Raw genomic sequence first — 18,965 nt, forward strand, 5'->3', positions numbered from 1 at the left:
CCCTCCTCAGGCGCGGTCGGCCACGCGCTCGCCCAGCAGGCCGGAGGGCCGCAGCGTCAGCACGATGATCAGCACGATGAAGGCGAAGATGTCGGTGTAGTGGCTGCCCAGCAGGCCGCCCGTCAGCGTGCCGATATAGCCCGAGCCGATGGCCTCGATCAGCCCCAGCAGCACGCCGCCCAGCACCGCGCCGCCCAGGTTGCCGATGCCGCCGAACACCGCCGCCGTGAACGCCTTGAGCCCCGGCAGGAAGCCCATGGTGTGCTGCGCCGTGCCGTAGTTGGAGGCGTACATCACCCCGGCGATGGCCGCCAGGATGGCGCCGATGATGAAGGTGGCGGAAATCACCACGTCGGGCTTGACGCCCATCAGCCCCGCCACGCGCGGGTTCTCGGCCGTGGCACGCATGGCGCGGCCGATGCGGGTGTAGTTGACCAGCCACATCAGCAGCGCCAGCGCCACCACCGTGACGGTGAGGATCATGATCTGCGTCGGCGTGATGAAGGCGCCGCCGACGTTGAACGGCGCGCTGGGCAGCAGCGTGGGGAAGGGCTTGTAGTTGGGCTTCCAGATGATCATGGCCAGCGTCTGCAGCAGGATCGACATGCCGATGGCGGTGATCAGCGGCGCCAGGCGCGGGCTGTTGCGCAGCGGCCGGTAGGCCACCTTCTCGATGACGAAGTTCAGCGCCGCGGCCACCACGCAGGCGATCAGCGTGGCCAGGATCAGGATGACCCAGCCCGGCGTGCCGGGCATGGCCGCCTGCATCATGCCGATGATGGACCAGGCCGTGAGCGCCCCGACCATCAGCACCTCGCCGTGCGCGAAATTGATGAGCTGAATGATGCCGTACACCATCGTGTAGCCCAGGGCTATCAAGGCGTACATGCTGCCCAGCACCAGACCGTTGATGATCTGCTGAAGCAAGACTTCCATGAAAAACTTTCCTCCTCAGTCCGGCCCGGGGGTGCTCGGGACGGCACTGTCGTTGACGGTTCGGCGGCGCGGCCTCTCGTGGACGCCCACCGCCTTGGTTGCGGATACGCATCCGCAACTAGCAAAAAACCCGCCAGTGCAGCGTCTGGAGCGGGTTCTCATGAAAAAAATTGTAGCCCAGCGCCCCATGCGCACCATTGGTGCGCGACACGGGGTTTTCCCAGGTGCCGGGGCGCCTGGATCGGGTGCATGAACGCCCCGCCAGAGTGCGCGCGCCCTATCCCTGGCCGGCCTCGCGGTTGCGGCGCCGCAGCTCGTCCAGCTTCTCGCCGATCTTGATCTCCAGCCCGCGCGGCACCGGCTGGTAGAAGTCCTGCGGCGGCATGCCCTCGGGCAGGTAGCGCTCGCCGGCGGCGAAGGCGCCCTCCTCGTCGTGCGCGTAGCGGTAGCCCTTGCCGTAGTCCAGCTGCTTCATCAGCTTGGTGGGCGCGTTGCGCAGGTGCAGCGGCACCGGGCGCGTGGTGTCCTGCTTGACGAAGGCTTTGGCGGCATTAAAAGCCTTGTAGACGGCATTGCTCTTGGGCGCCACGGCCAGGTAGACCACGCATTCGGCCAGCGCCAGCTCGCCCTCCGGGCTGCCCAGGCGCTCGTACACCTCGGCCGCGTCCAGCGCCAGGCGCAGCGCGCGCGGGTCGGCCAGGCCGATGTCCTCGCTGGCCATGCGCACCAGCCGGCGCGCCAGGTAGCGCGGATCGGCCCCGCCGTCGAGCATGCGCGCGAACCAGTACAGCGCCGCGTCCGGGTCGCTGCCGCGCACCGACTTGTGCAGCGCGCTGATGGTGTCGTAGAACTGCTCGCCGCCCTTGTCGTAGCGGCGCAGGCGCTCGCCCAGCACCTTCAGCAGCCAGGCGTCGGTGATCACGTCCAGCTTCTCGGCGCGGGCGGCGACGAACAGCGTCTCCAGCGTGTTCAGCAGGCGCCGGGCGTCGCCGTCGGCGTAGGCGACGAGGCGCTCGGCCGCTTCTGTTTCTATAGCTGCCAGCGCTTGCTGGGCCTGCGCGCGGGCCAGAATTTCCTTCAAATCCTCGTCGGTGAGCGGGCGCAGCACGTACACCGCCGCGCGCGACAGCAGGGCCGAGTTGACCTCGAACGACGGGTTCTCGGTGGTGGCGCCGATGAAGGTGAACAGCCCGCTCTCCACGTGCGGCAGAAAGGCGTCCTGCTGGCTCTTGTTGAAGCGGTGCACCTCATCGACGAACACGATGGTGGCCTGCGGCGCCAGCCCGTCGCGCGCCTTCTCGGCGCGCTCCACCGCTTCGCGGATGTCCTTCACCCCACCCAGCACCGCGCTGATGGGGATGAACTGCGCGTCGAACGCATCGGCCATCAGCCGCGCGATGGTCGTCTTGCCCGTGCCGGGCGGCCCCCACAGGATGCAGCTGTGCGGCTGGCCGGACTCGAAGGCGATGCGCAGCGGCATGCCCTCGCCCAGCAGGTGCTGCTGGCCCACCACCTCGCCCAGGGTGTGCGGGCGCAGGCGCTCGGCCAGGGGCTGGTGTGGAGGATGAGATGGTTGGCTCATAAGGCATCGAGCGGGCTCAGCACACCGCGCCCGCCCTTGTTCAGGACATGGGTGTAGATCATGGTGGTGCTCACGTCCTTGTGGCCCAGCAACTCCTGCACGGTGCGGATGTCGTAGCCCGCTTGCAGCATGTGGGTGGCGAACGAATGCCGCAGCACATGCGGCGTGCAAGGCTTGTCGATGCCCGCGCGGCGCGCGGCCAGGGCCACCGCCTTCTGCACCGACTGCGCCAGCAGATGGTGGCGCCGCTCCACGCCCGAGCGCGGGTCCACCGAGCGCACCGTGCTCGGAAACACATACTGCCAGCCCCAGGCCGTGGCGGCGTTCGGGTACTTCACGGCCAGCGCATCGGGCAGCCAGACGGCGCCCAGGCCCGCGTCCAGATCCTTGCGGTGCAGCACCCGGGCGCGCTCCATCTGCTCGCGCAGCGGCGCAAGCAGGTTCTCGGGCAGCACCGTCACCCGGTCCTGGTTGCCCTTGCCCTCGCGCACGATCAGCTCGCGCCGCTCGAACTCCACGTCCTTCACCCGCAGGCGCAGCGCTTCGAGAATGCGCATGCCCGTGCCGTACAGCAGCGAGGCCACCAGCCACTGCGTGCCCTGCAAGTGCAGCAGCAGCTCGCGCACCTCGCGCTGCGTCAGCACCACCGGCAGGCGGCGCGCCTTCCTGGCCGAAACCACCTCGTCCAGCCAGGGCAGGTCTTGCTGCAAGACCTCTTTGTAGAGAAACAGAATCGCGGCCTTGGCCTGGTTCTGCGTGGAGGCGGACACGTTGCGCTCCACAGCCAGATGCGTCAGGAAGGCCGTGACCTCCGCCGCCCCCATCTCGCCCGGATGGCGCTTGCCGTGGAACAAGATGAAGCGGCGCGCCCAATCCACGTAAGCCTGCTCGGTGCGGATAGAGTAGTGCAGCACCCGGATGCGCTGGCGCAGCAACTCCAGCAGCCGGGGCGGCTGCGGCGCAGCGGGAGCGGACGGAACGGCAGGCACATCCATCCATGGAATTTTAGGCGGTCTAAATTCCTGCTGGTATCGGACAAGCCCAAGAGCGGCTGAGCCGCATGCTTGACTTAGGCCACATCGGATCGGTAGTATGCGGCGATCTAATTCTAGTTAGGCGGCATTGGGAGATCATCATGAGCGACGAGAAAGAAATCAGAAATCTCGTGCAGAATTGGATGGCTGCAACAAAAGCCGGTGATTCTGCGACTGTGCTTAGCCTAATGACGGACGACGTGGTGTTCCTGGTTCCGGGTCAAGAACCTTTTGGCAAGTCCGTATTTGAAAAGGCATCGGAAGCCCAAGCCGAATCGTCAGTTGAGTTCAACGGTCATAGTGAAATCCTAGAGGTGAAAGTTCTAGGTGACTGGGCTTACATGCTCACAAAAATCAAAGTCGTCGCCACTCTGCCTGACAAAGAGAAACCCATGGTTCGCGCCGGTCACACACTTACCATTCTGCGCAAAGAGTCCGGGGTGTGGAAAATTGCTCGTGATGCGAACTTGCTTGCACCAGTCAATGAGTCCGGCGATGGTGCCTAACAATTCATTCAAGCCGACGCCGCTTCGCGGCGCGGCTTAACTCAGGCGTTAGGTGCACGCGGTTTGCCCATGCAAAGTTCAGTGCCAAATCAAGCTCTAGCGCGCGTGCAGCAAGCGCCAGCAGCTATTGTTTTGGTAGTTCAGGGCGCTTTGGCGCTGCGGGTGGCGTTGGCCTTGACGCTGCGCGTGCAGTCAATCTCGCGCCTAACTCTGCGCTCAAGCCGACCGCCTACGGCGGCGGCTTACCTTGGCCGTTAGGCCCCTAGGAGAGAGTATGTCGTACGACCTTGTCGTCTATCTCAAGCGCGATAAAATGCCATCCCCAGCAGCGTGGCAGTCCGCCATCGTTGAGGAAGGCTTTCCCGTCGCGCTTGACGCAGATTTTGACATTGACTCTTTTTCAGGCTTCTTACCATGCCCGGTCAATGGTGAGATTTCCGGCTTTGAGTACTACGCATCAACCATATCTCCGGAGGATGCACAGGATTTGGAGTTGGCATCAGGTACCGACTTCTCAATCCAGTTCTGTATAGGGTCTCGGCCGCTTGAGCTAGTGTCAGCCCTTGCCGCATCGAGCGTGCTGGCTGCCGTCTCCGGTGGCTCGCTTGATGATCCGCAAGCCGGCGAGTCAATTCCCGCCCACAACGCGGTCAGCTGGGCCAAAGCTCAACTAGCGCAGCTAGGGGCCTAGCAATTCATTCAAGCCGACGCCGCTTCGCGGCGCGGCTTAATTCAGGCGTTAGGCCACATAGACAGAGACAGGAGGCCGTGTGTCAAAGTCAATCATTCGCTCGCTAATAGCCTTCTTCTCTGGCGTAGTCGCTATTCCGCTACTACTGTTTGTCCTCTGCCGCGCAATGTTTCCGGAAGAGGCCACGGGATACGGCAACTTCGGCTATTGGTGCGTAATCCTCATCGGCTCGGCTTTGGCTACTATGGCAGTCTGGTTCAAACCTGTTCCACTATGGGCGGCGGCTATTGCTGGGCCCATTGCAGTTCTAGCAGTATTACTTCCTTGGCTGGCATGGGGCATCTTCCATGCGGCCTGACAATTCATTCAAACCGACGCCGCTTCGCGGCGCGGCTTAATTCAGGCGTTACGGCCCATGTCTAGCAATCTGGTATCCACAGAACAAAGACTCGTCAACTTGTTGGGTAGTGCGGCGTCCTACAACGACAAGGGTATTGAGTGGTGCCGACATAAGCCTGAGAAGGTTGGTGAAATGCATGCGGAGTTCCATTCGGAGCAATTGGCGCTAGCTAAAGAGATCGGCGCCTCCCGATTGGGAGACGCCTTGCTTTCAGCCATTGAGAGCGGCGCCGCAGCACGGGATTGGTCTGGGCAGTACGTGGCGCTCGCAGAACAGGCACTCAGGGTTCGGCGGCATGGGCCCTAACCACTCATTCAAGCCGAACCCGCTTCGTGGCGCGGCTTAACTCAGGCGTTAGTCCTCAAGAATGGAGCACCTAGTGTCGACCGAAGAACAGTCAATCCAGTTACTCACCGAGATTCGAGACTTGCAGCAACAGCTCTTGGTCGAATCTTCGCGCGTGTCCAACGAGGCGCTGGCATTGCAACGGGAAGCTTTCACAAGCCAACAACACGCCTTGGCCGAATCTTCGCGCGCGGCCAACGAGGCGCTGGCATTGCAACGGGAAGCTTTCACAAGCCAACAACACGCAATCGTTCAACAGGCTCGGGCGGTGGAAATGCAGCGAAAGTCAGCTCGGTTGTATCGAGTAGTCGTGTTTGTTGCCGCGCTCTTCTTGTGCTTTCTCATTTGGAAGCTTCCTTTTGGTTTTTAGGTCTAACTCGGCAGTCAAGCCGACCCGTCTACGGCGGGCGGTTTACCTCGCCCGTTAGGCGGCAGAACATACTTCGGGAGTCGTTATGCTAGAACAATGGAAGCGTATTGAGAATAGGCTCGCTGAGCTCGGATGCGGTGGCTCGATTGTGCTACTTCCGGGGGCTGACCCTGCTGAGATTCAGAGCTTGGAGAATTATCTAGGCGTGGCATTGCCCGAGTCGGTTAAGAGTTCGCTGCTGATCCATGATGGCCAAGATGGGCCAGGTCTGTTTTTTGGCCAACAGCTTCTGTCAGCAGCCGGAATTCGGGAGCAATGGGATGCCTGGCGCTCCATCGACGAAGCCAAAATGAATGCCGACTGTGCTGAGTTCATGGAGTCTGATCCTGAAGGTGTTATAAAGCCAATGTACTGCAACCGATCATGGATACGGCGGCCTCAAATCTGAAGTGCAACACCCCCTTCAGAATTGAGGCATCCATGACCGAAAGAACCTACGAGCAGCTCAGTGAGATGGAGCGCTACGCGATAGCGCTGGGCCTGCAGCAAGGGCAGAGCCAGAGCGCCATAGCCAGAGCGCTGGGCCGCTCCAAGAGCACCATCAGCCGTGAGTGCAAGCGCAATGGAGGTGCCCAGGGCTACACCTCCAAGTACGCCCAGCAGCGCAGCGACAGACGCAGGCGCTTTGCCCGGCCGTTACCGAAGCTGCACCGCGATGGCTCCTTGTTCTCACTGGTGTGCGAGCATCTGCGCCAGCACTGGTCACCCCAGCAGATTGCAGGACACTTGAAGGCCCTGCACCCCGATGACAAGCGCATGAGAGCGTCACACGAGAGCATCTACACCTGCATCTATGCCCAGCCCAGGGGCGAGCTGAAGAAAGAGCTGGTGTCGTGCTTGCGCATGGCCCATGCCAAACGCTGGCCCCGCTCCAAGGGCAAGGATCGGCGCGGGGAGATCCAGGATCTGATGAGCATCCACGTGCGCCCGCCCGAGGTCGAGGATCGCCAGCTTCCCGGCCACTGGGAAGGCGATCTGATCAAGGGGGCGGCCAACGCCAGCGCCATCGGCACGCTGGTGGAGCGCACCACGCGCCTGGTGCTGCTGGTCAAGCTGCCACATCCCAACCCGGCCACGGCCGCGCACGTGCTGCAGGCGTTCAGCGACAAGCTCAATGGCATTGCCAGCCCTATGCGCAAAACCCTGACCTATGACCGAGGCTCGGAGATGGCCGAGCACGCCAGGCTGAGCCAGAACACGGGCATGAAGGTGTACTTCTGCGATCCCCACAGCCCCTGGCAGAGGGGCAGCAACGAGAACACCAATGGGCTGCTGCGCCAGTACTTCCCCAAAGGCACCGATCTGAGCGGCTATACGCAGGAGCAGCTTGATGCCGTCGCCGATGAGCTCAATGGCCGTCCCAGGATGACCTTGGGCTACCGCACTCCGCTTGAGGTCTATGCTCAGCACCTACAACTATTGACCCAGCGCGGGGACTCCGTGCATTGAATCAATGTTGCACTTGGACTTGAATCCGCCTACCTTTGACCAATGACTGGGGCGGAAACCATCACGGCGTGGATTTTGACCCAGATACGAGAGGCCAAGCCGGTCAAATTATCGCCTTCGGAAGAGACGAAGACACGAAAGTGCGGTTGGCTCTTGATTATCAGCAGTATGTGGAAAATCTAATAGAATGGCTGCAGTCGGCCACATGGAACGGTGAGTGGCTGGAAAGAGCCATTGCCGTCTAACAATTCTTCAAGCCAGCGCTGCTTCGCGGCGCGGCTTAATTCAGGCGTTAGGTGCGCAGATGACATTGCTGGAGATTGTTGACAAGTTCCTTGACCGCTCGGTGTCGGAAGGCATCAACTGCCTTCCGATGCCAATACCTGCGGACATGGCTACTGGCCAAGTGCAGGACGACTGGAACTACTGGATTCCGATTGACAGTAAAGTCACTGACAGCAAGCTCAAGCAGCTGGAGACAGAGATCGGGCTCATTCTTTCACCCCAGTACAAGTCAATACTTCAACACAGGCACTTCATGAGCCTTCAAATTCAAAACGTAGGATTCTTCAAACACCCGAGTGTTGGCTGGCAAGAATCACTCAAGAAGGAGATATTTCATGGGGGGCCGTATGAACTCCTTCTTGGCAAGGGATTTCTCCCGTTTGCGGATTACAGCGACTGGGGACTTTGGTGCTTCTCCATTAAAGAACAAGATAGCCAAGGGGAGTATTCGGTGTATCTATGGGATCATGACCAGCCAGACAAGCTTGAGTTTGTCTCAGGATCTTTGCATAGCGCCCTGATTGCCGAGCTATCCAGCGGGCGCACTTAACAATTCATTCAGGCCTGACCCGCTTCGCGGGTCAGCTTAACTCACGCTTTAGGCACCCATGAACCTGCAAGACTATTTGATAGATCAAGAAGGCCACGACTGGGCCGGCATTCTCGCGGAGTGGCATTGGCTGCTTCCTGCCGACCTGACGGTTTGGATGGTCAATCGGTTCGGCGACATCATCTTCGTTCCAGATGACGGGACCGTGCATTTTCTTGATGTTGGCGCTGGCAAAACCAAGCAACTCGCTGATAGTTGCGAGGATTTCTACACGCTGATTGACCTCGGGGACAATGCGGAAAACTGGCTTCTCATCTCACTCACGGACAAGTGTGTTGCGGCTGGCCTCACGCTCCAATCCGGGCAGTGCTATAGCTTCAAGGTGCCGCCAGTTCTCGGCGGCGATTACGTTGTCGACAACGTCGAGACTTCTGACCTTGTGGTCAACTACAGCTTGCTGGCCCAGATTAATCAGCAAACCAAGGATCTGCCGGATGGCACTCACGCCAACATCGTGCCGGGCGCCTAACAATTCATTCAAGCCGACGCCGCTTCGCGGCGCGATTTAATCCAGGCGTTAGGCATTCACCATGAAACCACTTTTTTCCATGTTGGCGGCCTTATGTTTTGTTTTCCCCCAAACATCACATGCGCAAGCCCATACTTTGGTCGTGAAGCAGTGCATTGCAGAAAATTCCGGGGCCAGCTCAATAGATTGTCTTGAAAAGAGCTTCCGGGAAACTCAACGAAATATTGCGAGGCTGGAAAAAGGAATTCTTGATAAATTGAAAAGAAAGCTACGCGCAAATGATATTACGAAAACGCACTACGAGCTGGCCGTTTCTTCTTTGGTTGACGCGTCGAAAAAATTCGCTCGATTCGGTGAGCGTCAGTGCGATTTCTCTATAGGCGCAAGCGGAGCGGTTGCCTCGGGCAGCGGTCAAGTTCGCTGGTCATGCCTGATACAGCTTAACGACTGGCGCATTCAATATCTTGATGCCGTTTTGTCCGAGAAGTGAAAGCCATGCCTAAAAAAGCATTCAAGCGGACGTGCTGTCGCACGCCGCTTAATTTTGACGTTAGGCCGCGTAGGCGCTGTCATTCGTATTCGTAACACCGCATGGGTTCCCTCCTGCCAACGTCGTGGTCCCGAGCTTGGTGCGGCCTCGTCGGCACCGGCGACGGTATTGCCGTAAGAGATACCATCCTGGCGCGGTACGCGGAGCCGCACCGCAAGTACCACACTCTCCAGCACCTTGAGGAGTGTCTGACGCTCTTTGACACCATGCGCGAGGCGCCAGACCATCCCGCTGCGGTTGAAATGGCGCTCTGGTTCCACGATGCCATCTACGATCTGAAGTCGTCGCAAAACGAGGAGCGCAGTGCGGGCTGGTCCTATGACGAGCTTCTTTCCTCAGGTGCATCGGCAACCGCCGCGGACTTGGTCCGCAGCCTCATCCTCGCCACAAAGCATGCCGGGATTCCTGCTACGCGAGACGAGCAGGTTCTTGTGGACATTGATCTTTCCATCCTTGGCGCCTCTGACGCGAGGTTCGCCGAGTACGAACGCCAGATCCGCGAGGAGTACTCCTACGTTCCTGGCTTCCTCTTTCGCAACAAGCGCCGCGCCATCCTGCGTTCGTTCCTCGAGCGGCCCAAGATCTACAACACACCCGCGCTGCACCAGCAACTCGAAGCCCGTGCAAGGGCAAACCTGGCTGCCGCAACGGGGCGAAATGCGGCCTAACACGTCGCTCAGCCATGCGCTGTCGGCTGACGCAGTGCCAGTCGGCGGGTGAGGCTCTGGGCCGCCAAGCTTCACAATAAAAACGGCTCCAGCGCTTATGCAGCAAGCGCTGATAGCTATCTTATAAATAGCATCTGGTCACCGGCTCACTGCCGGATCACATCCGCCCCCGCCGGCGGCTTGAACTGGAAGCTGCCCGCAGCCACGGCGGCGTTGACCTCGAACGCGCTGAAGCGCAGCACCGAGCGCTGGCCGAAGTTGTCCAGGATGTCCAGCGTGCCCAGCTGCGGCCCGTTGGCGCCGGGCTTGAAGCCGACGCGGATGCTGCGCAGCTGGCCGTCGCTGGCCTTGGGCGTGGCCTTGACCCACTGCTGGCCGTCCTGGTCGGGCTCCTCGGCCAGGGTGAAGTCCTTCTCCAGGGCCTTCAGGTCGGGCGCGGCGGCGATGATGGCGGCGGGGGTGGAGCCCAGCACCTGCTCTTGCTTGCGCGCGGTGACCTGGTTCAGGTCGACGTCGTGCAGCCACAGCGTCTGGCCGTCGGCGACGATGGTCTGCTCGAAGGGCTTGCGGTAGTCGAACCTGAATTTGCCGGGGCGCTGGAACTCGAAGCTGCCGCTCTGCGTCTTGGTGCGCGGCGGCTGGCCCTGCTTGGCCGGCGCGGTGACTTCCTGCGTGAACTCGGCCTTGCCGGAGCGGGTGGCCTTGACGAACTGCTCCAGGCTGCCCAGCCCGCCGGCCCAGGCCGAAGAAACGGAGAGCGCGGCCAGGGCGAGCAGCGCGGCGGCGATGCGGTGGTGGATGGATTTCATGGCTTTTCAGATCGCGCGGCGCGGCCGAAGGTTCAGCCGGCTACGCCTGGAAACATCGAGACACCGGGCGGTCACTCGGCCCGCGCGGGCACCAGGATGTCGCGCTGGCCGCTGCCGCTCATGGCGCTGACGAGGCCGGCCTTCTCCATGTCCTCGACCAGGCGCGCGGCGCGGTTGTAGCCGATCTTCAGGTGGCGCTGCACCAGCGAGATGCTGGCCTTGCGGTTCTTCAGCACGACTTCCACCGCCTGGTCGTACATCGGGTCCTTCTCGCCGCCGCCGTCGCCGGCTTCGCCGAAGCCGCCTTCCTCGCCATCCACCGTGCCGCCTTCGAGCACGCCGTCGATGTAGTTCGGCTCGCCCTGCGCCTTGAGGTATTCGACGACGCGGTGCACTTCGTCGTCGCTGACGAAGGCGCCGTGCACGCGGATGGGCAGGCCGGTGCCGCTGGGCAGGTAGAGCATGTCGCCCATGCCGAGCAGCGCCTCGGCGCCCATCTGGTCGAGGATGGTGCGGCTGTCGATCTTGCTTGAGACCTGGAACGAGATGCGCGTGGGGATGTTGGCCTTGATGAGGCCGGTGATCACGTCCACGCTGGGCCGCTGCGTGGCCAGGATGAGGTGGATGCCGGCGGCGCGCGCCTTCTGCGCCAGGCGGGCGATCAGCTCCTCGATCTTCTTGCCGACCACCATCATCAGGTCGGCCAGCTCGTCGATGACGACGACGATGTAGGGCAGGCGCTCCAGCGGCTCGGGGTCTTCGGGCGTGAGGCTGAAGGGGTTGTAGATGAACTCGCCGCGCGCCTTGGCGTCGTCGATCTTCTGGTTGAAGCCGGCCAGGTTGCGCACGCCGGCCTTGCTCATCAGTTTGTAGCGGCGCTCCATCTCGGCCACGCACCAGTTCAGGCCGTGGGCGGCCTGCTTCATGTCGGTGACCACGGGCGCCAGCAAGTGCGGGATGCCTTCGTAGACCGACATCTCCAGCATCTTGGGGTCGATCATCAGCAGGCGCACGTCCTTGGGCTCGGCCTTGTACAGCAGGCTGAGGATCATGGCGTTGATGCCCACCGACTTGCCCGAGCCGGTGGTGCCGGCCACCAGCACGTGCGGCATCTTTGCCAGGTCGGCCACCACCGGGTGGCCGACGATGTCCTTGCCCAGGCCCATGGTGAGCAGCGACCTGGCCTCGTTGTAGACCTGCGAGCCCAGGATTTCGGACAGGCGGATGGACTGGCGCTTGGCGTTGGGCAGCTCCAGCGCCATGTAGTTCTTGCCGGGGATGGTCTCGATCACGCGGATGGACACCAGCGAGAGCGAGCGCGCCAGGTCCTTGGCCAGGTTGACCACCTGCGAGCCCTTCACGCCGGTGGCCGGCTCGATCTCGTAGCGGGTGATGACGGGACCAGGCGCGGCGGCCACCACGCGCACATCGACGCCGAAGTCCTTGAGCTTCTTCTCGATCAGGCGGCTGGTCATCTCCAGCGTCTCGGGCGCCACGCTCTCCTGGCGGCCGGGCGCGCTGTCGAGCAGGTCCACCTGCGGCAGGGGGCTGTCGGGCAGTTCGGTGAACAGGGGCTTCTGCTTTTCCTTGACGACGCGCTCGCTCTTGGCCACCTGCACCACGGCGGGCTCGATGAGCACGGGCGCGGGGTGCTGCTCCTCGATCACCTCGCGCTCGTGGTGCACCACCTCCTCGCGCTCGCGCGCGGCCTGCTTGCCCAGGGCCAGGTCCTGCGCGATCTCGCGGCGCTCGCGGCGCGACTCGACCAGCGCGTACAGCCCGGCGCCGATGCGCTCGGCCACCTGGCTCCACGAGAAGCGGAACGCCAGCGCCGCCCCCAGCACCAGCACGGCGATGCCCAGCAGCGCCGAGCCGGTGAAGCCCAGCCATTGCACGGCGACCGGCCCGCCCAGGTAGCCCAGCGCGCCGCCGGCCGAGCCGGGCAGCGCCGCGTCCCAGCGGTACAGGCGCGACCACTCCAGCCCGGTGCTGGAGGCCAGCAGCAGGGCCAGGCCGAGCCACGGCGCCCAGCGCGTCGCCATCAGCCGCGCCCAGAGCGAGCGGCCGGCGATGCGGGGAGCCGGGCCGGGCTCGGCATGCATCCAGCGCAGCATGCCGGCCACCCAGGCCCGCAGCGCCACCGCCACGCACCACCAGGCCGAGAAGCCCAGCAGCACGTAGACGAGGTCAGCCAGCCAGGCGCCCAGCTTGCCGGCCCAGTTGCGCACCGGCCCGCCAGCGCCCGAGGTGGACCAGGCCGCATCCTGCGGCGAGTAGCTGGCCAGCGCCAGCATCACGAAGATGATCAGCGCCAGGCCGAGCACCAGCACGACCTCCTGCGCGAAGCGGCCGATGCCCGAGCGCGCGGCCGGCTCGGCGGCGCTGCCGTTGAATGTGTTGAGGGGATAAGCCATGGACGAAACTACAGTGCCGCGAGCTTACCGCATGCCATCGGCGCCGCCCGGCAGCGGCGCGGCGGGCATCAGCCCAGCGTGGTCAGGCGGTCCTTGACCAGGATCGAGCCGTTGCCCTGCGTCTGGATGAAGCCGCGCTCTTCCAGATCCTTCATGACGCGGCTGACCATCTCGCGCGAGGCGCCCACCATCTTGGCGATGTCCTGGCGCGAGATCTTCTCGCGGATCAGCTTCTCGCCCTCGCTGGTATCGACGGCGAACTCCAGCAGCGCGCGCGCCACCCGGCCGTAGACGTCCATCAGCGCCAGCGACTCGATCTTGCGGTCGGCATGGCGCAGGCGCTGCACCAGGCCGCGCATCACGGCGTAGGCCATGGAGGTGTTCTCCGGCAGGCAGCGCGCGAACTCGATGCGGCCGAGCATCAGCACGTCGGTCTGCACCTCGGCGCGCACGGTGGCCGAATGGGGCTCGTTGTCGATCAGGCTCATCTCGCCGATGTGGTCGCCCGGCTGCAGCGTGGCCAGGATCACCTCGCGCCCGCGGCTGTCGGCCGTGACCACGCGCGCTCGGCCGTTGAGCAGGATGAACAGCGCGTTGGTCTTCTTGCCTTGCTCGACGATCACCTCGCCGCGCTTGAACCGGCGCTTGACCACCGCATCGGCCACCGCGGTGGCCTGCGACTCGGTCAACATGGAAAAAAGGGGTACGCGGCGAATCAGATCGAGACTCGACAACATCGTCATGGCAATAAGCCTCCGGTCATCACGCTCTTGGCGCTGTTCTTAAAATTGAAGCATTCTCGTACCGCGTCGCGCGCCATACGGCGCTGCACGCAGCATCGTCTATCCTATATCAGCCGCCGGCAATCTCCAAAAAACTCCCCATGAGCAAGCACGCCAAAGTCCTGATCCTCGGCTCCGGCCCAGCCGGCTACACGGCCGCCGTCTACGCCGCGCGCGCCAACCTCCAGCCGGTGCTGGTGACCGGCATGGCCCAGGGCGGCCAGTTGATGACCACCACCGAGGTGGACAACTGGCCCGCCGATGCCGAAGGCGTGCAGGGCCCCGACCTGATGCAGCGCTTCCTGGCCCATGCCGAGCGCTTCAAGACGGAGATCGTCTTCGACCACGTCCACACGGCCGACCTCTCACAGCGCCCCTTTACCTTGACCGGCGACAGCGGCACCTACACCTGCGACAGCCTGGTCATCGCCACCGGCGCCTCCGCCAAGTACCTGGGCCTGCCGTCGGAACAAGCCTTCATGGGCCGCGGCGTCTCGGCCTGCGCCACCTGCGACGGTTTCTTCTACCGCGAGCAGGATGTCTGCGTCATCGGCGGCGGCAACACCGCCGTCGAAGAAGCGTTGTATCTCTCCAACATCGCGCGCAAGGTGACCCTGGTGCACCGCCGCGACAAGTTCCGCGCCGAACCGATCCTGGTCGACAAGCTGATGGACAAGGTGGCCACCGGCAAGATCGTGCTGAAGACCTTCTTCACGCTTGACGAAGTGCTGGGCGACGACAGCGGTGTCACCGGCATCCGCATCCGGCACGTGGACACGGGCGCCACCGAGGACATCGCCCTTCAGGGCTGCTTCATCGCCATCGGCCACTCGCCCAACTCCGACATCTTCCAGGGCCAGCTCGACATGGAGGGCGGCTACATCAAGACCCGCGGCGGCCTGCAAGGCTTCGCCACCCAGACCAGCGTGCCCGGCGTGTTCGCCGCCGGCGACGTGCAGGACCACGTCTACCGCCAGGCCATCACCAGCGCCGGCACCGGCTGCATGGCGGCGCTGGATGCACAGCGCTTCCTGGAACAAACCGGGCTATAATCGCGGGCTTTCCTGGGGTTACCGCCACCCCATCGATTCTGGCGAGGTGAGGCCCCTGCCCACCATTCCTTGTTTGCTCAGGGAGTGCACAGGCGGCGGCCGTTTTGACAAATCCGGAGTGTCCTCATGGCACGCGTGTGCGAAGTCACGGGCAAGAAGCCCATGGTCGGGAACAACGTTTCCCACGCCAACAACAAAACCAAGCGCCGGTTCCTGCCGAACCTGCAATACCGCCGTTTCTGGGTCGAGAGCGAGAACCGCTGGGTGCGCCTGCGCGTGTCCAGCGCCGCCCTGCGCCTGATCGACAAGAACGGCATCGATGCCGTGCTCGCCGACATGCGTGCCCGCGGCCAAGCCTAACCCCATCAAGGAGCTGACACCATGGCTACCAAAGGCGGACGCGAAAAGATCAAGCTGGAATCCACGGCCGGCACCGGCCACTTCTACACCACCAGCAAGAACAAGAAGACCATGCCCGAGAAGATGTCGATCATGAAGTTCGACCCCAAGGCGCGCAAGCACGTCGAATACAAGGAAATCAAGCTGAAGTGATTCAGCGCTCCTGAAGCATCACAAGCCCGCTCTTGCAGCGGGCTTTGTTTTGGCGTCCTGGCCTAGAATCCGCCGGGCGAGACGCACATGGAAGCGTGGCAGAGTGGTCGATTGCACCGGTCTTGAAAACCGGCGACGGGCAACCGTCCGTGAGTTCGAATCTCACCGCTTCCGCCAGACGACAAAAAAGCCTGCTACTTTTCAAGTAGCAGGCTTTCTTTATCTGTGGCGAAGGAGGGATTCCTAAGACTGCCCGCAGCCCGCATAAACACTAGGTTCTCTGCTATTCAACCTATAGAGTACCCACAAAAATACCCTGCCGGCTGCCTCCCTACCCCTCCCCGGGCTTGTTGCTGTTGTGCCACATTTTGCATTCAGCCGGTACTCTTTGGGGCTTGCACGGTGGCGAGCGCCCGCAGCCAAGTCATGCGCAGAGTGCGGCGGGTGGCGCGGCGGGTGACGCATACACCTTTCCCGCAGTGGCGCGGCCGGCGCCCAGCCCCTGCCCGCTTCGGCCTCGCGCCAATCATTTCAAACTTTTAGCTACTATCTTTGTAGTGCTGAGAAACCCGCAGCATCCCAGCAGCGGCGGGAAACCTGTAACTTCTCTGCGGCATCGGCCTGGGAAACTGCGCCTTTTGGCGCAGTTTCGTCAGGGCGGCCTTCCCCCAGGTTCGCCAGCTCTGCCGCGATCAGCGCCCGCTGCGCGGGGGTGCCTCGGCTGGGTGAGAGTTTCTCGGGCCGGGCGCAGACAATTCACGCAATCGCGCGCGCGCCGCCCGTACCTCTGCCCACGTCCGGCGCACCAGCGCCCGCTCCGCAGGTGTCATGCCCCTTGCGCGCCCTCGGCGCCAACCTCCACCAGTGGCGCAGCCGCCCCGTGCAGCGCGGCCCGCTCCGCTAGTTGCGCCTCGCTGCTGATTCGCAGGATGCCGCTCAGCGTGCGCGCCGCCGCGCCCTGTGCCGCCACGGCTGCCGATGCCAAGTGCGCCAGCGCCTTGTCTGCATTCACGCCGCCAGTCTGCGCCCGCCGCTGTGCGGCCTCCGTGCAGGTTTCGAACAAGACCCGCAGGCGCTTGTACTGGTCGACCAGCTCGGCCTCTATCTGCCGGCACAGCCGCGCGTGCGCCGCCGCTGCCTCGCTGCTGTCATCGGCCCGGCCCTGCCCGTCCATCATCTCCAAACTGTCCATTTCCAGCCCTCAAATCGGTTTGGGGGTGGGGATGGTGGGGATGGGTGGGGGTCTCCCCTATATATCCCCCCCATTAAGGTAGGTAGGTACCCTACCTACCTACCTCACCCCCCCTTATATGCACGGGAGGCGTTTTATCCCCACCCATCCCCACCCCCGCGCCCTGTCCCCGCTACTCCCTTGGTCGCTTCGCGCTGCGCCGCCAGACCCGCGCCCCGTTCACCGTGCGGGGCTGTAGCCCCATTTCCGTGGCGTACCGCGCCACTTCACGGCAGCGCGCCGAATCGCCCCGCGCCGCGCCCTCCAAGCCAATGAATGCTCCAATGGCTTTCGTGCCGCAGCCTTCATCGGGAACCGTGCGCCCGACGCCCGATGCCTTTCCGGCCTCGCCGCTCCACCACGCAAGATTCAATGACCGCAGCTCACCCGTGCGGCGCCGGCCCTTGCTGATGGCTGGATTGATGAACGAAAAAAACTTGCGCAATCTTGCGTAAGTGTGTATAATTGAGTACATGAACAGCGCGGCACTCATCAAGCAAATCAAAGCGGACGGCTGGGTGCTGGTGCACACGGTTGGCTCTCACCACCAATTCAAGCACCCGATCAAGCCCGGCAAGGTCACAGTGCCACACCCAAAGAAGGACTTGCCGCTACCGACAGTCCGCAGCATCCTCAAACAAGCTGGGCTCCGCTAAGGCGGGGCCTTTCAAGAAAGGAACACCAGTGCTTTATCCAATCTACGTTCACAAGGAAGCCGGATCGGCTTACGGAGCGACCTTCCCCGATTTTCCCGGCTGCTTTGCGGCTGCCGATGAACTCAAAGACCTCCCTGCTGCGGCACAGGAAGCGATGGAGGCTCATTTCGGAGCCGACAACGATCCCATCCCGCAACCCAGCTCGCCGGAATCTCTTGCCAAGAACAAGGACTATCGCGGCGGCTTCTGGCTCTTGGTTGACCTTGATGTGACCAAAGCCCGCTCGCGGGCCGTCCGGGTCAACATCAGCCTCCCAGAATATCTGGTGGGCCGTATCGACGATGAAGCTCATCGGCGCGGGCAAACCCGTTCAGCCTTCCTCGCTAGGGCGGCTGAGCGCGAGATGGCTAGCTGAACCACATAGGGCAATGCAAAAAGCCGCCGATCTTTCGATCCAGCGGCTTTCGTAGGGGCGAGTTCATCCATCGCGGGTTGGTCAGCGTCTTGCGCTGATTCGACCCTCGCCCATCGGCACAAACCGGGGCGGTAGGTGGATGCGGGCTCGCGCCGGAAACTTTGTGGGCGAGATGGTAAGCACCATCTGCGTACACGGGACGAATGTACCACACAAGCAAGCGTCTTACAAACTGTGCGGATTTGCCACGTGAAGTGTTGAATCTTGCCCATCCTCTCACCGCGTATTGCGCAAGCGTCTCCTCATGCTGTGCAGTGCACTCTCAGCGGCGGCGTCCATGTGCGCCAGCGTGGCCTTGCCGACCTCGCCGAACGGGATGGGCCGCTGCCCCGTACCGCCACAATGGCGGCACGTGGTGCCCAGGATTGGGGTGCCGGGAATCACGAACGAGCCCACGCCCCAGCAGTACTGGCACCGATCATCCAACCAGAACATGGTCACGGCCTTGGCGACCACCAGCGGGCTTTTCTCGCCCTTGCGCGTCAGGTAGAACATGGCCTTGACGCGATCCATGAAGTCCGACGCCTGGCGCAGCTCTTCCGGGTCTTGCGTTTTTGCCGAGCGGATCGCTTCGTCGAAGTCCGATCCATCCGCGCCTTGCAGCAGGTAGTCGTTCGCGTCCTTCGCCGGAAAAATCACGCGCTTGCAGCGCTCGATCCCCAAGCGGTGCATGACCTCGCGCGCGCCCTTCTCGCCCGCCTCGTCGTTGTCGTAGCAGATCAGAATTTCGCTGAACCGCTCCAGCCGCGACCAGTCGTTTTCAAGCCATTGATGATTGCCTGCGCCCGCGTTGACCGACAGCGCCGGGATGTCACACTGGTGCAGCGTCATCGCGTCAATTTCGCCTTCCGCGATGGCGATGCGGCGGGCCTTCGGGTCGATCAAGTGCCAGCCGAACAGGCAGGGCTCCGCGCCGCCTTCCTGCCGCATGTCGCGCTTCTCTGCCGCGTTGCGATACTTCGCATTCACCAGCTCGCCATCGCGCAGGTACCGGATCAAGGCCACAAAGGAAGACGGCTCGCCGCTGTCGCCGGCCACT

The 18,965-nt window shown here is 62.9% G+C and carries 26 protein-coding genes and 1 tRNA gene; 18 read left to right on the forward strand and 9 right to left on the reverse strand.

Annotated elements, in window-relative coordinates:
• Positions 1–6: 6 nt before the first annotated feature.
• The 3 genes from QM772_RS06445 to QM772_RS06455 all read right to left on the reverse strand — a co-directional run bounded on the left by QM772_RS06445 (position 7) and on the right by QM772_RS06455 (position 3,513).
• Positions 7–936, reverse strand: a complete 930-nt coding sequence (locus QM772_RS06445) for a branched-chain amino acid ABC transporter permease (protein WP_415134695.1) — start codon at positions 934–936, stop codon at positions 7–9.
• Between the two features lie 277 nt (positions 937–1,213).
• A complete protein-coding gene (locus tag QM772_RS06450; RefSeq protein ID WP_415134697.1) occupies positions 1,214–2,518 on the reverse strand; it encodes a replication-associated recombination protein A in 1,305 nt (434 codons plus the stop codon).
• Positions 2,515–3,513, reverse strand: coding sequence for an integron integrase (locus tag QM772_RS06455; RefSeq protein ID WP_415134699.1), 999 nt, complete (start codon positions 3,511–3,513; stop codon positions 2,515–2,517). Before QM772_RS06455 ends, QM772_RS06450 begins: the two co-directional genes overlap by 4 nt.
• Before the next feature lie 140 nt (positions 3,514–3,653).
• On the opposite strand from QM772_RS06455, the gene QM772_RS06460 reads away from it, so the two are divergent.
• From QM772_RS06460 to QM772_RS06515, 12 genes are all read left to right on the forward strand, one after another.
• Complete coding sequence (locus tag QM772_RS06460; protein WP_415134701.1) at positions 3,654–4,058, forward strand: YybH family protein; 405 nt, start codon at positions 3,654–3,656, stop codon at positions 4,056–4,058.
• A 274-nt stretch (positions 4,059–4,332) separates the two neighbouring features.
• A complete protein-coding gene (locus QM772_RS06465) occupies positions 4,333–4,749 on the forward strand; it encodes a hypothetical protein (RefSeq protein WP_415134703.1) in 417 nt (138 codons plus the stop codon).
• 415 nt (positions 4,750–5,164) lie between these two features.
• A complete protein-coding gene (locus tag QM772_RS06470; protein WP_415134705.1) occupies positions 5,165–5,455 on the forward strand; it encodes a hypothetical protein in 291 nt (96 codons plus the stop codon).
• 73 nt (positions 5,456–5,528) lie between these two features.
• Positions 5,529–5,864 carry a hypothetical protein gene (locus QM772_RS06475; RefSeq protein WP_415139663.1) on the forward strand — a complete coding sequence of 112 codons (336 nt, stop codon included), beginning with the start codon at positions 5,529–5,531 and terminating at the stop codon, positions 5,862–5,864.
• Positions 5,854–5,922, forward strand: a complete 69-nt coding sequence (locus tag QM772_RS06480) for a DUF1010 domain-containing protein (RefSeq protein ID WP_415139499.1) — start codon at positions 5,854–5,856, stop codon at positions 5,920–5,922. Before QM772_RS06475 ends, QM772_RS06480 begins: the two co-directional genes overlap by 11 nt.
• 27 nt (positions 5,923–5,949) lie before the next feature.
• Positions 5,950–6,312, forward strand: coding sequence for an SMI1/KNR4 family protein (locus QM772_RS06485; protein ID WP_415134707.1), 363 nt, complete (start codon positions 5,950–5,952; stop codon positions 6,310–6,312).
• 32 nt (positions 6,313–6,344) lie between these two features.
• Entirely contained in the window at positions 6,345–7,373 is a 1,029-nt protein-coding gene (locus QM772_RS06490) for an IS30 family transposase (protein ID WP_415134709.1), read from the forward strand.
• A 35-nt stretch (positions 7,374–7,408) separates the two neighbouring features.
• Positions 7,409–7,618, forward strand: a complete 210-nt coding sequence (locus QM772_RS06495) for a hypothetical protein (protein ID WP_415134711.1) — start codon at positions 7,409–7,411, stop codon at positions 7,616–7,618.
• The gene (locus tag QM772_RS06500) at positions 7,591–8,208 is read left to right on the forward strand and encodes an SMI1/KNR4 family protein (protein ID WP_415134713.1); all 618 of its coding nucleotides are present in this window, start codon (positions 7,591–7,593) and stop codon (positions 8,206–8,208) included. Before QM772_RS06495 ends, QM772_RS06500 begins: the two co-directional genes overlap by 28 nt.
• Before the next feature lie 58 nt (positions 8,209–8,266).
• On the forward strand, positions 8,267–8,737 hold the full coding sequence (locus tag QM772_RS06505) for a T6SS immunity protein Tdi1 domain-containing protein (protein ID WP_415134715.1): 471 nt from the start codon (positions 8,267–8,269) through the stop codon (positions 8,735–8,737).
• Between the two features lie 61 nt (positions 8,738–8,798).
• Complete coding sequence (locus QM772_RS06510; protein ID WP_415134717.1) at positions 8,799–9,227, forward strand: lysozyme inhibitor LprI family protein; 429 nt, start codon at positions 8,799–8,801, stop codon at positions 9,225–9,227.
• A gap of 101 nt (positions 9,228–9,328) precedes the next feature.
• Positions 9,329–9,955: an N-methyl-D-aspartate receptor NMDAR2C subunit gene (locus tag QM772_RS06515; protein WP_415134719.1), complete on the forward strand. Its 627-nt coding sequence runs from the start codon at positions 9,329–9,331 to the stop codon at positions 9,953–9,955.
• Positions 9,956–10,101: 146 nt separating this feature from the next.
• Here QM772_RS06515 and lolA read toward each other — a convergent pair whose 3' ends face one another.
• The 3 genes from lolA to QM772_RS06530 all read right to left on the reverse strand — a co-directional run bounded on the left by lolA (position 10,102) and on the right by QM772_RS06530 (position 13,921).
• Positions 10,102–10,764, reverse strand: coding sequence for an outer membrane lipoprotein chaperone LolA (lolA, locus tag QM772_RS06520; protein WP_415134721.1), 663 nt, complete (start codon positions 10,762–10,764; stop codon positions 10,102–10,104).
• Between the two features lie 71 nt (positions 10,765–10,835).
• Complete coding sequence (locus tag QM772_RS06525; RefSeq protein ID WP_415134723.1) at positions 10,836–13,178, reverse strand: DNA translocase FtsK; 2,343 nt, start codon at positions 13,176–13,178, stop codon at positions 10,836–10,838.
• A 68-nt stretch (positions 13,179–13,246) separates the two neighbouring features.
• Complete coding sequence (locus tag QM772_RS06530) at positions 13,247–13,921, reverse strand: Crp/Fnr family transcriptional regulator (RefSeq protein WP_415134725.1); 675 nt, start codon at positions 13,919–13,921, stop codon at positions 13,247–13,249.
• Between the two features lie 140 nt (positions 13,922–14,061).
• Between QM772_RS06530 and trxB the strand changes: the two genes are divergently transcribed.
• The 4 genes from trxB (at position 14,062) to QM772_RS06550 (ending at position 15,741) form a co-directional block, all read left to right on the forward strand.
• Positions 14,062–15,012 carry a thioredoxin-disulfide reductase gene (gene trxB / locus QM772_RS06535; RefSeq protein WP_415134727.1) on the forward strand — a complete coding sequence of 317 codons (951 nt, stop codon included), beginning with the start codon at positions 14,062–14,064 and terminating at the stop codon, positions 15,010–15,012.
• 126 nt (positions 15,013–15,138) lie between these two features.
• Complete coding sequence (gene rpmB, locus QM772_RS06540; protein ID WP_087282502.1) at positions 15,139–15,372, forward strand: 50S ribosomal protein L28; 234 nt, start codon at positions 15,139–15,141, stop codon at positions 15,370–15,372.
• A 21-nt stretch (positions 15,373–15,393) separates the two neighbouring features.
• Positions 15,394–15,564 carry a 50S ribosomal protein L33 gene (rpmG, locus tag QM772_RS06545; RefSeq protein ID WP_006298735.1) on the forward strand — a complete coding sequence of 57 codons (171 nt, stop codon included), beginning with the start codon at positions 15,394–15,396 and terminating at the stop codon, positions 15,562–15,564.
• A gap of 89 nt (positions 15,565–15,653) precedes the next feature.
• Positions 15,654–15,741: transfer RNA gene (locus QM772_RS06550), tRNA-Ser, on the forward strand.
• Between the two features lie 649 nt (positions 15,742–16,390).
• Here the strand turns inward: QM772_RS06550 and QM772_RS06555 are convergent.
• Together QM772_RS06555 and QM772_RS06560 are read right to left on the reverse strand one after the other, a co-directional pair.
• Positions 16,391–16,756 (reverse strand): hypothetical protein, encoded by a 366-nt coding sequence (locus tag QM772_RS06555; RefSeq protein WP_415134731.1) that lies wholly within the window; start codon positions 16,754–16,756, stop codon positions 16,391–16,393.
• A gap of 172 nt (positions 16,757–16,928) precedes the next feature.
• Positions 16,929–17,288, reverse strand: a complete 360-nt coding sequence (locus tag QM772_RS06560) for a hypothetical protein (RefSeq protein WP_415134733.1) — start codon at positions 17,286–17,288, stop codon at positions 16,929–16,931.
• Between QM772_RS06560 and QM772_RS06565 the strand changes: the two genes are divergently transcribed.
• Entirely contained in the window at positions 17,269–17,451 is a 183-nt protein-coding gene (locus QM772_RS06565; protein WP_415134735.1) for a type II toxin-antitoxin system HicA family toxin, read from the forward strand. The genes QM772_RS06560 and QM772_RS06565 overlap by 20 nt on opposite strands.
• Positions 17,452–17,479: 28 nt before the next feature.
• The gene (locus QM772_RS06570; RefSeq protein ID WP_415134737.1) at positions 17,480–17,866 is read left to right on the forward strand and encodes a type II toxin-antitoxin system HicB family antitoxin; all 387 of its coding nucleotides are present in this window, start codon (positions 17,480–17,482) and stop codon (positions 17,864–17,866) included.
• Positions 17,867–18,142: 276 nt separating this feature from the next.
• Here QM772_RS06570 and QM772_RS06575 read toward each other — a convergent pair whose 3' ends face one another.
• Positions 18,143–18,964 carry a toprim domain-containing protein gene (locus QM772_RS06575; RefSeq protein WP_415134739.1) on the reverse strand — a complete coding sequence of 274 codons (822 nt, stop codon included), beginning with the start codon at positions 18,962–18,964 and terminating at the stop codon, positions 18,143–18,145.
• Position 18,965 lies beyond the last annotated feature (1 nt).

Source organism: Ottowia sp., from assembly GCF_047601385.1.
Lineage (GTDB): Bacteria > Pseudomonadota > Gammaproteobacteria > Burkholderiales > Burkholderiaceae_C > Ottowia.

Bases quoted from the DNA above. Each gene is read 5' to 3' on its own strand.
- QM772_RS06455 (WP_415134699.1), bottom strand. From the start codon at position 3,513: ATGGATGTGCCTGCCGTTCCGTCCGCTCCCGCTGCGCCGCAGCCGCCC.
- QM772_RS06505 (WP_415134715.1), top strand. From the start codon at position 8,267: ATGAACCTGCAAGACTATTTGATAGATCAAGAAGGCCACGACTGGGCC.
- QM772_RS06565 (WP_415134735.1), top strand. From the start codon at position 17,269: ATGAACAGCGCGGCACTCATCAAGCAAATCAAAGCGGACGGCTGGGTG.
- lolA (WP_415134721.1), bottom strand. From the start codon at position 10,764: ATGAAATCCATCCACCACCGCATCGCCGCCGCGCTGCTCGCCCTGGCC.
- QM772_RS06445 (WP_415134695.1), bottom strand. From the start codon at position 936: ATGGAAGTCTTGCTTCAGCAGATCATCAACGGTCTGGTGCTGGGCAGC.
- rpmB (WP_087282502.1), top strand. From the start codon at position 15,139: ATGGCACGCGTGTGCGAAGTCACGGGCAAGAAGCCCATGGTCGGGAAC.
- QM772_RS06450 (WP_415134697.1), bottom strand. From the start codon at position 2,518: ATGAGCCAACCATCTCATCCTCCACACCAGCCCCTGGCCGAGCGCCTG.
- QM772_RS06510 (WP_415134717.1), top strand. From the start codon at position 8,799: ATGAAACCACTTTTTTCCATGTTGGCGGCCTTATGTTTTGTTTTCCCC.
- QM772_RS06530 (WP_415134725.1), bottom strand. From the start codon at position 13,921: ATGACGATGTTGTCGAGTCTCGATCTGATTCGCCGCGTACCCCTTTTT.
- QM772_RS06555 (WP_415134731.1), bottom strand. From the start codon at position 16,756: ATGGACAGTTTGGAGATGATGGACGGGCAGGGCCGGGCCGATGACAGC.
- QM772_RS06525 (WP_415134723.1), bottom strand. From the start codon at position 13,178: ATGGCTTATCCCCTCAACACATTCAACGGCAGCGCCGCCGAGCCGGCC.
- QM772_RS06490 (WP_415134709.1), top strand. From the start codon at position 6,345: ATGACCGAAAGAACCTACGAGCAGCTCAGTGAGATGGAGCGCTACGCG.
- QM772_RS06515 (WP_415134719.1), top strand. From the start codon at position 9,329: ATGGGTTCCCTCCTGCCAACGTCGTGGTCCCGAGCTTGGTGCGGCCTC.
- QM772_RS06485 (WP_415134707.1), top strand. From the start codon at position 5,950: ATGCTAGAACAATGGAAGCGTATTGAGAATAGGCTCGCTGAGCTCGGA.
- QM772_RS06470 (WP_415134705.1), top strand. From the start codon at position 5,165: ATGTCTAGCAATCTGGTATCCACAGAACAAAGACTCGTCAACTTGTTG.
- QM772_RS06465 (WP_415134703.1), top strand. From the start codon at position 4,333: ATGTCGTACGACCTTGTCGTCTATCTCAAGCGCGATAAAATGCCATCC.
- rpmG (WP_006298735.1), top strand. From the start codon at position 15,394: ATGGCTACCAAAGGCGGACGCGAAAAGATCAAGCTGGAATCCACGGCC.
- QM772_RS06460 (WP_415134701.1), top strand. From the start codon at position 3,654: ATGAGCGACGAGAAAGAAATCAGAAATCTCGTGCAGAATTGGATGGCT.
- trxB (WP_415134727.1), top strand. From the start codon at position 14,062: ATGAGCAAGCACGCCAAAGTCCTGATCCTCGGCTCCGGCCCAGCCGGC.
- QM772_RS06560 (WP_415134733.1), bottom strand. From the start codon at position 17,288: ATGAGTGCCGCGCTGTTCATGTACTCAATTATACACACTTACGCAAGA.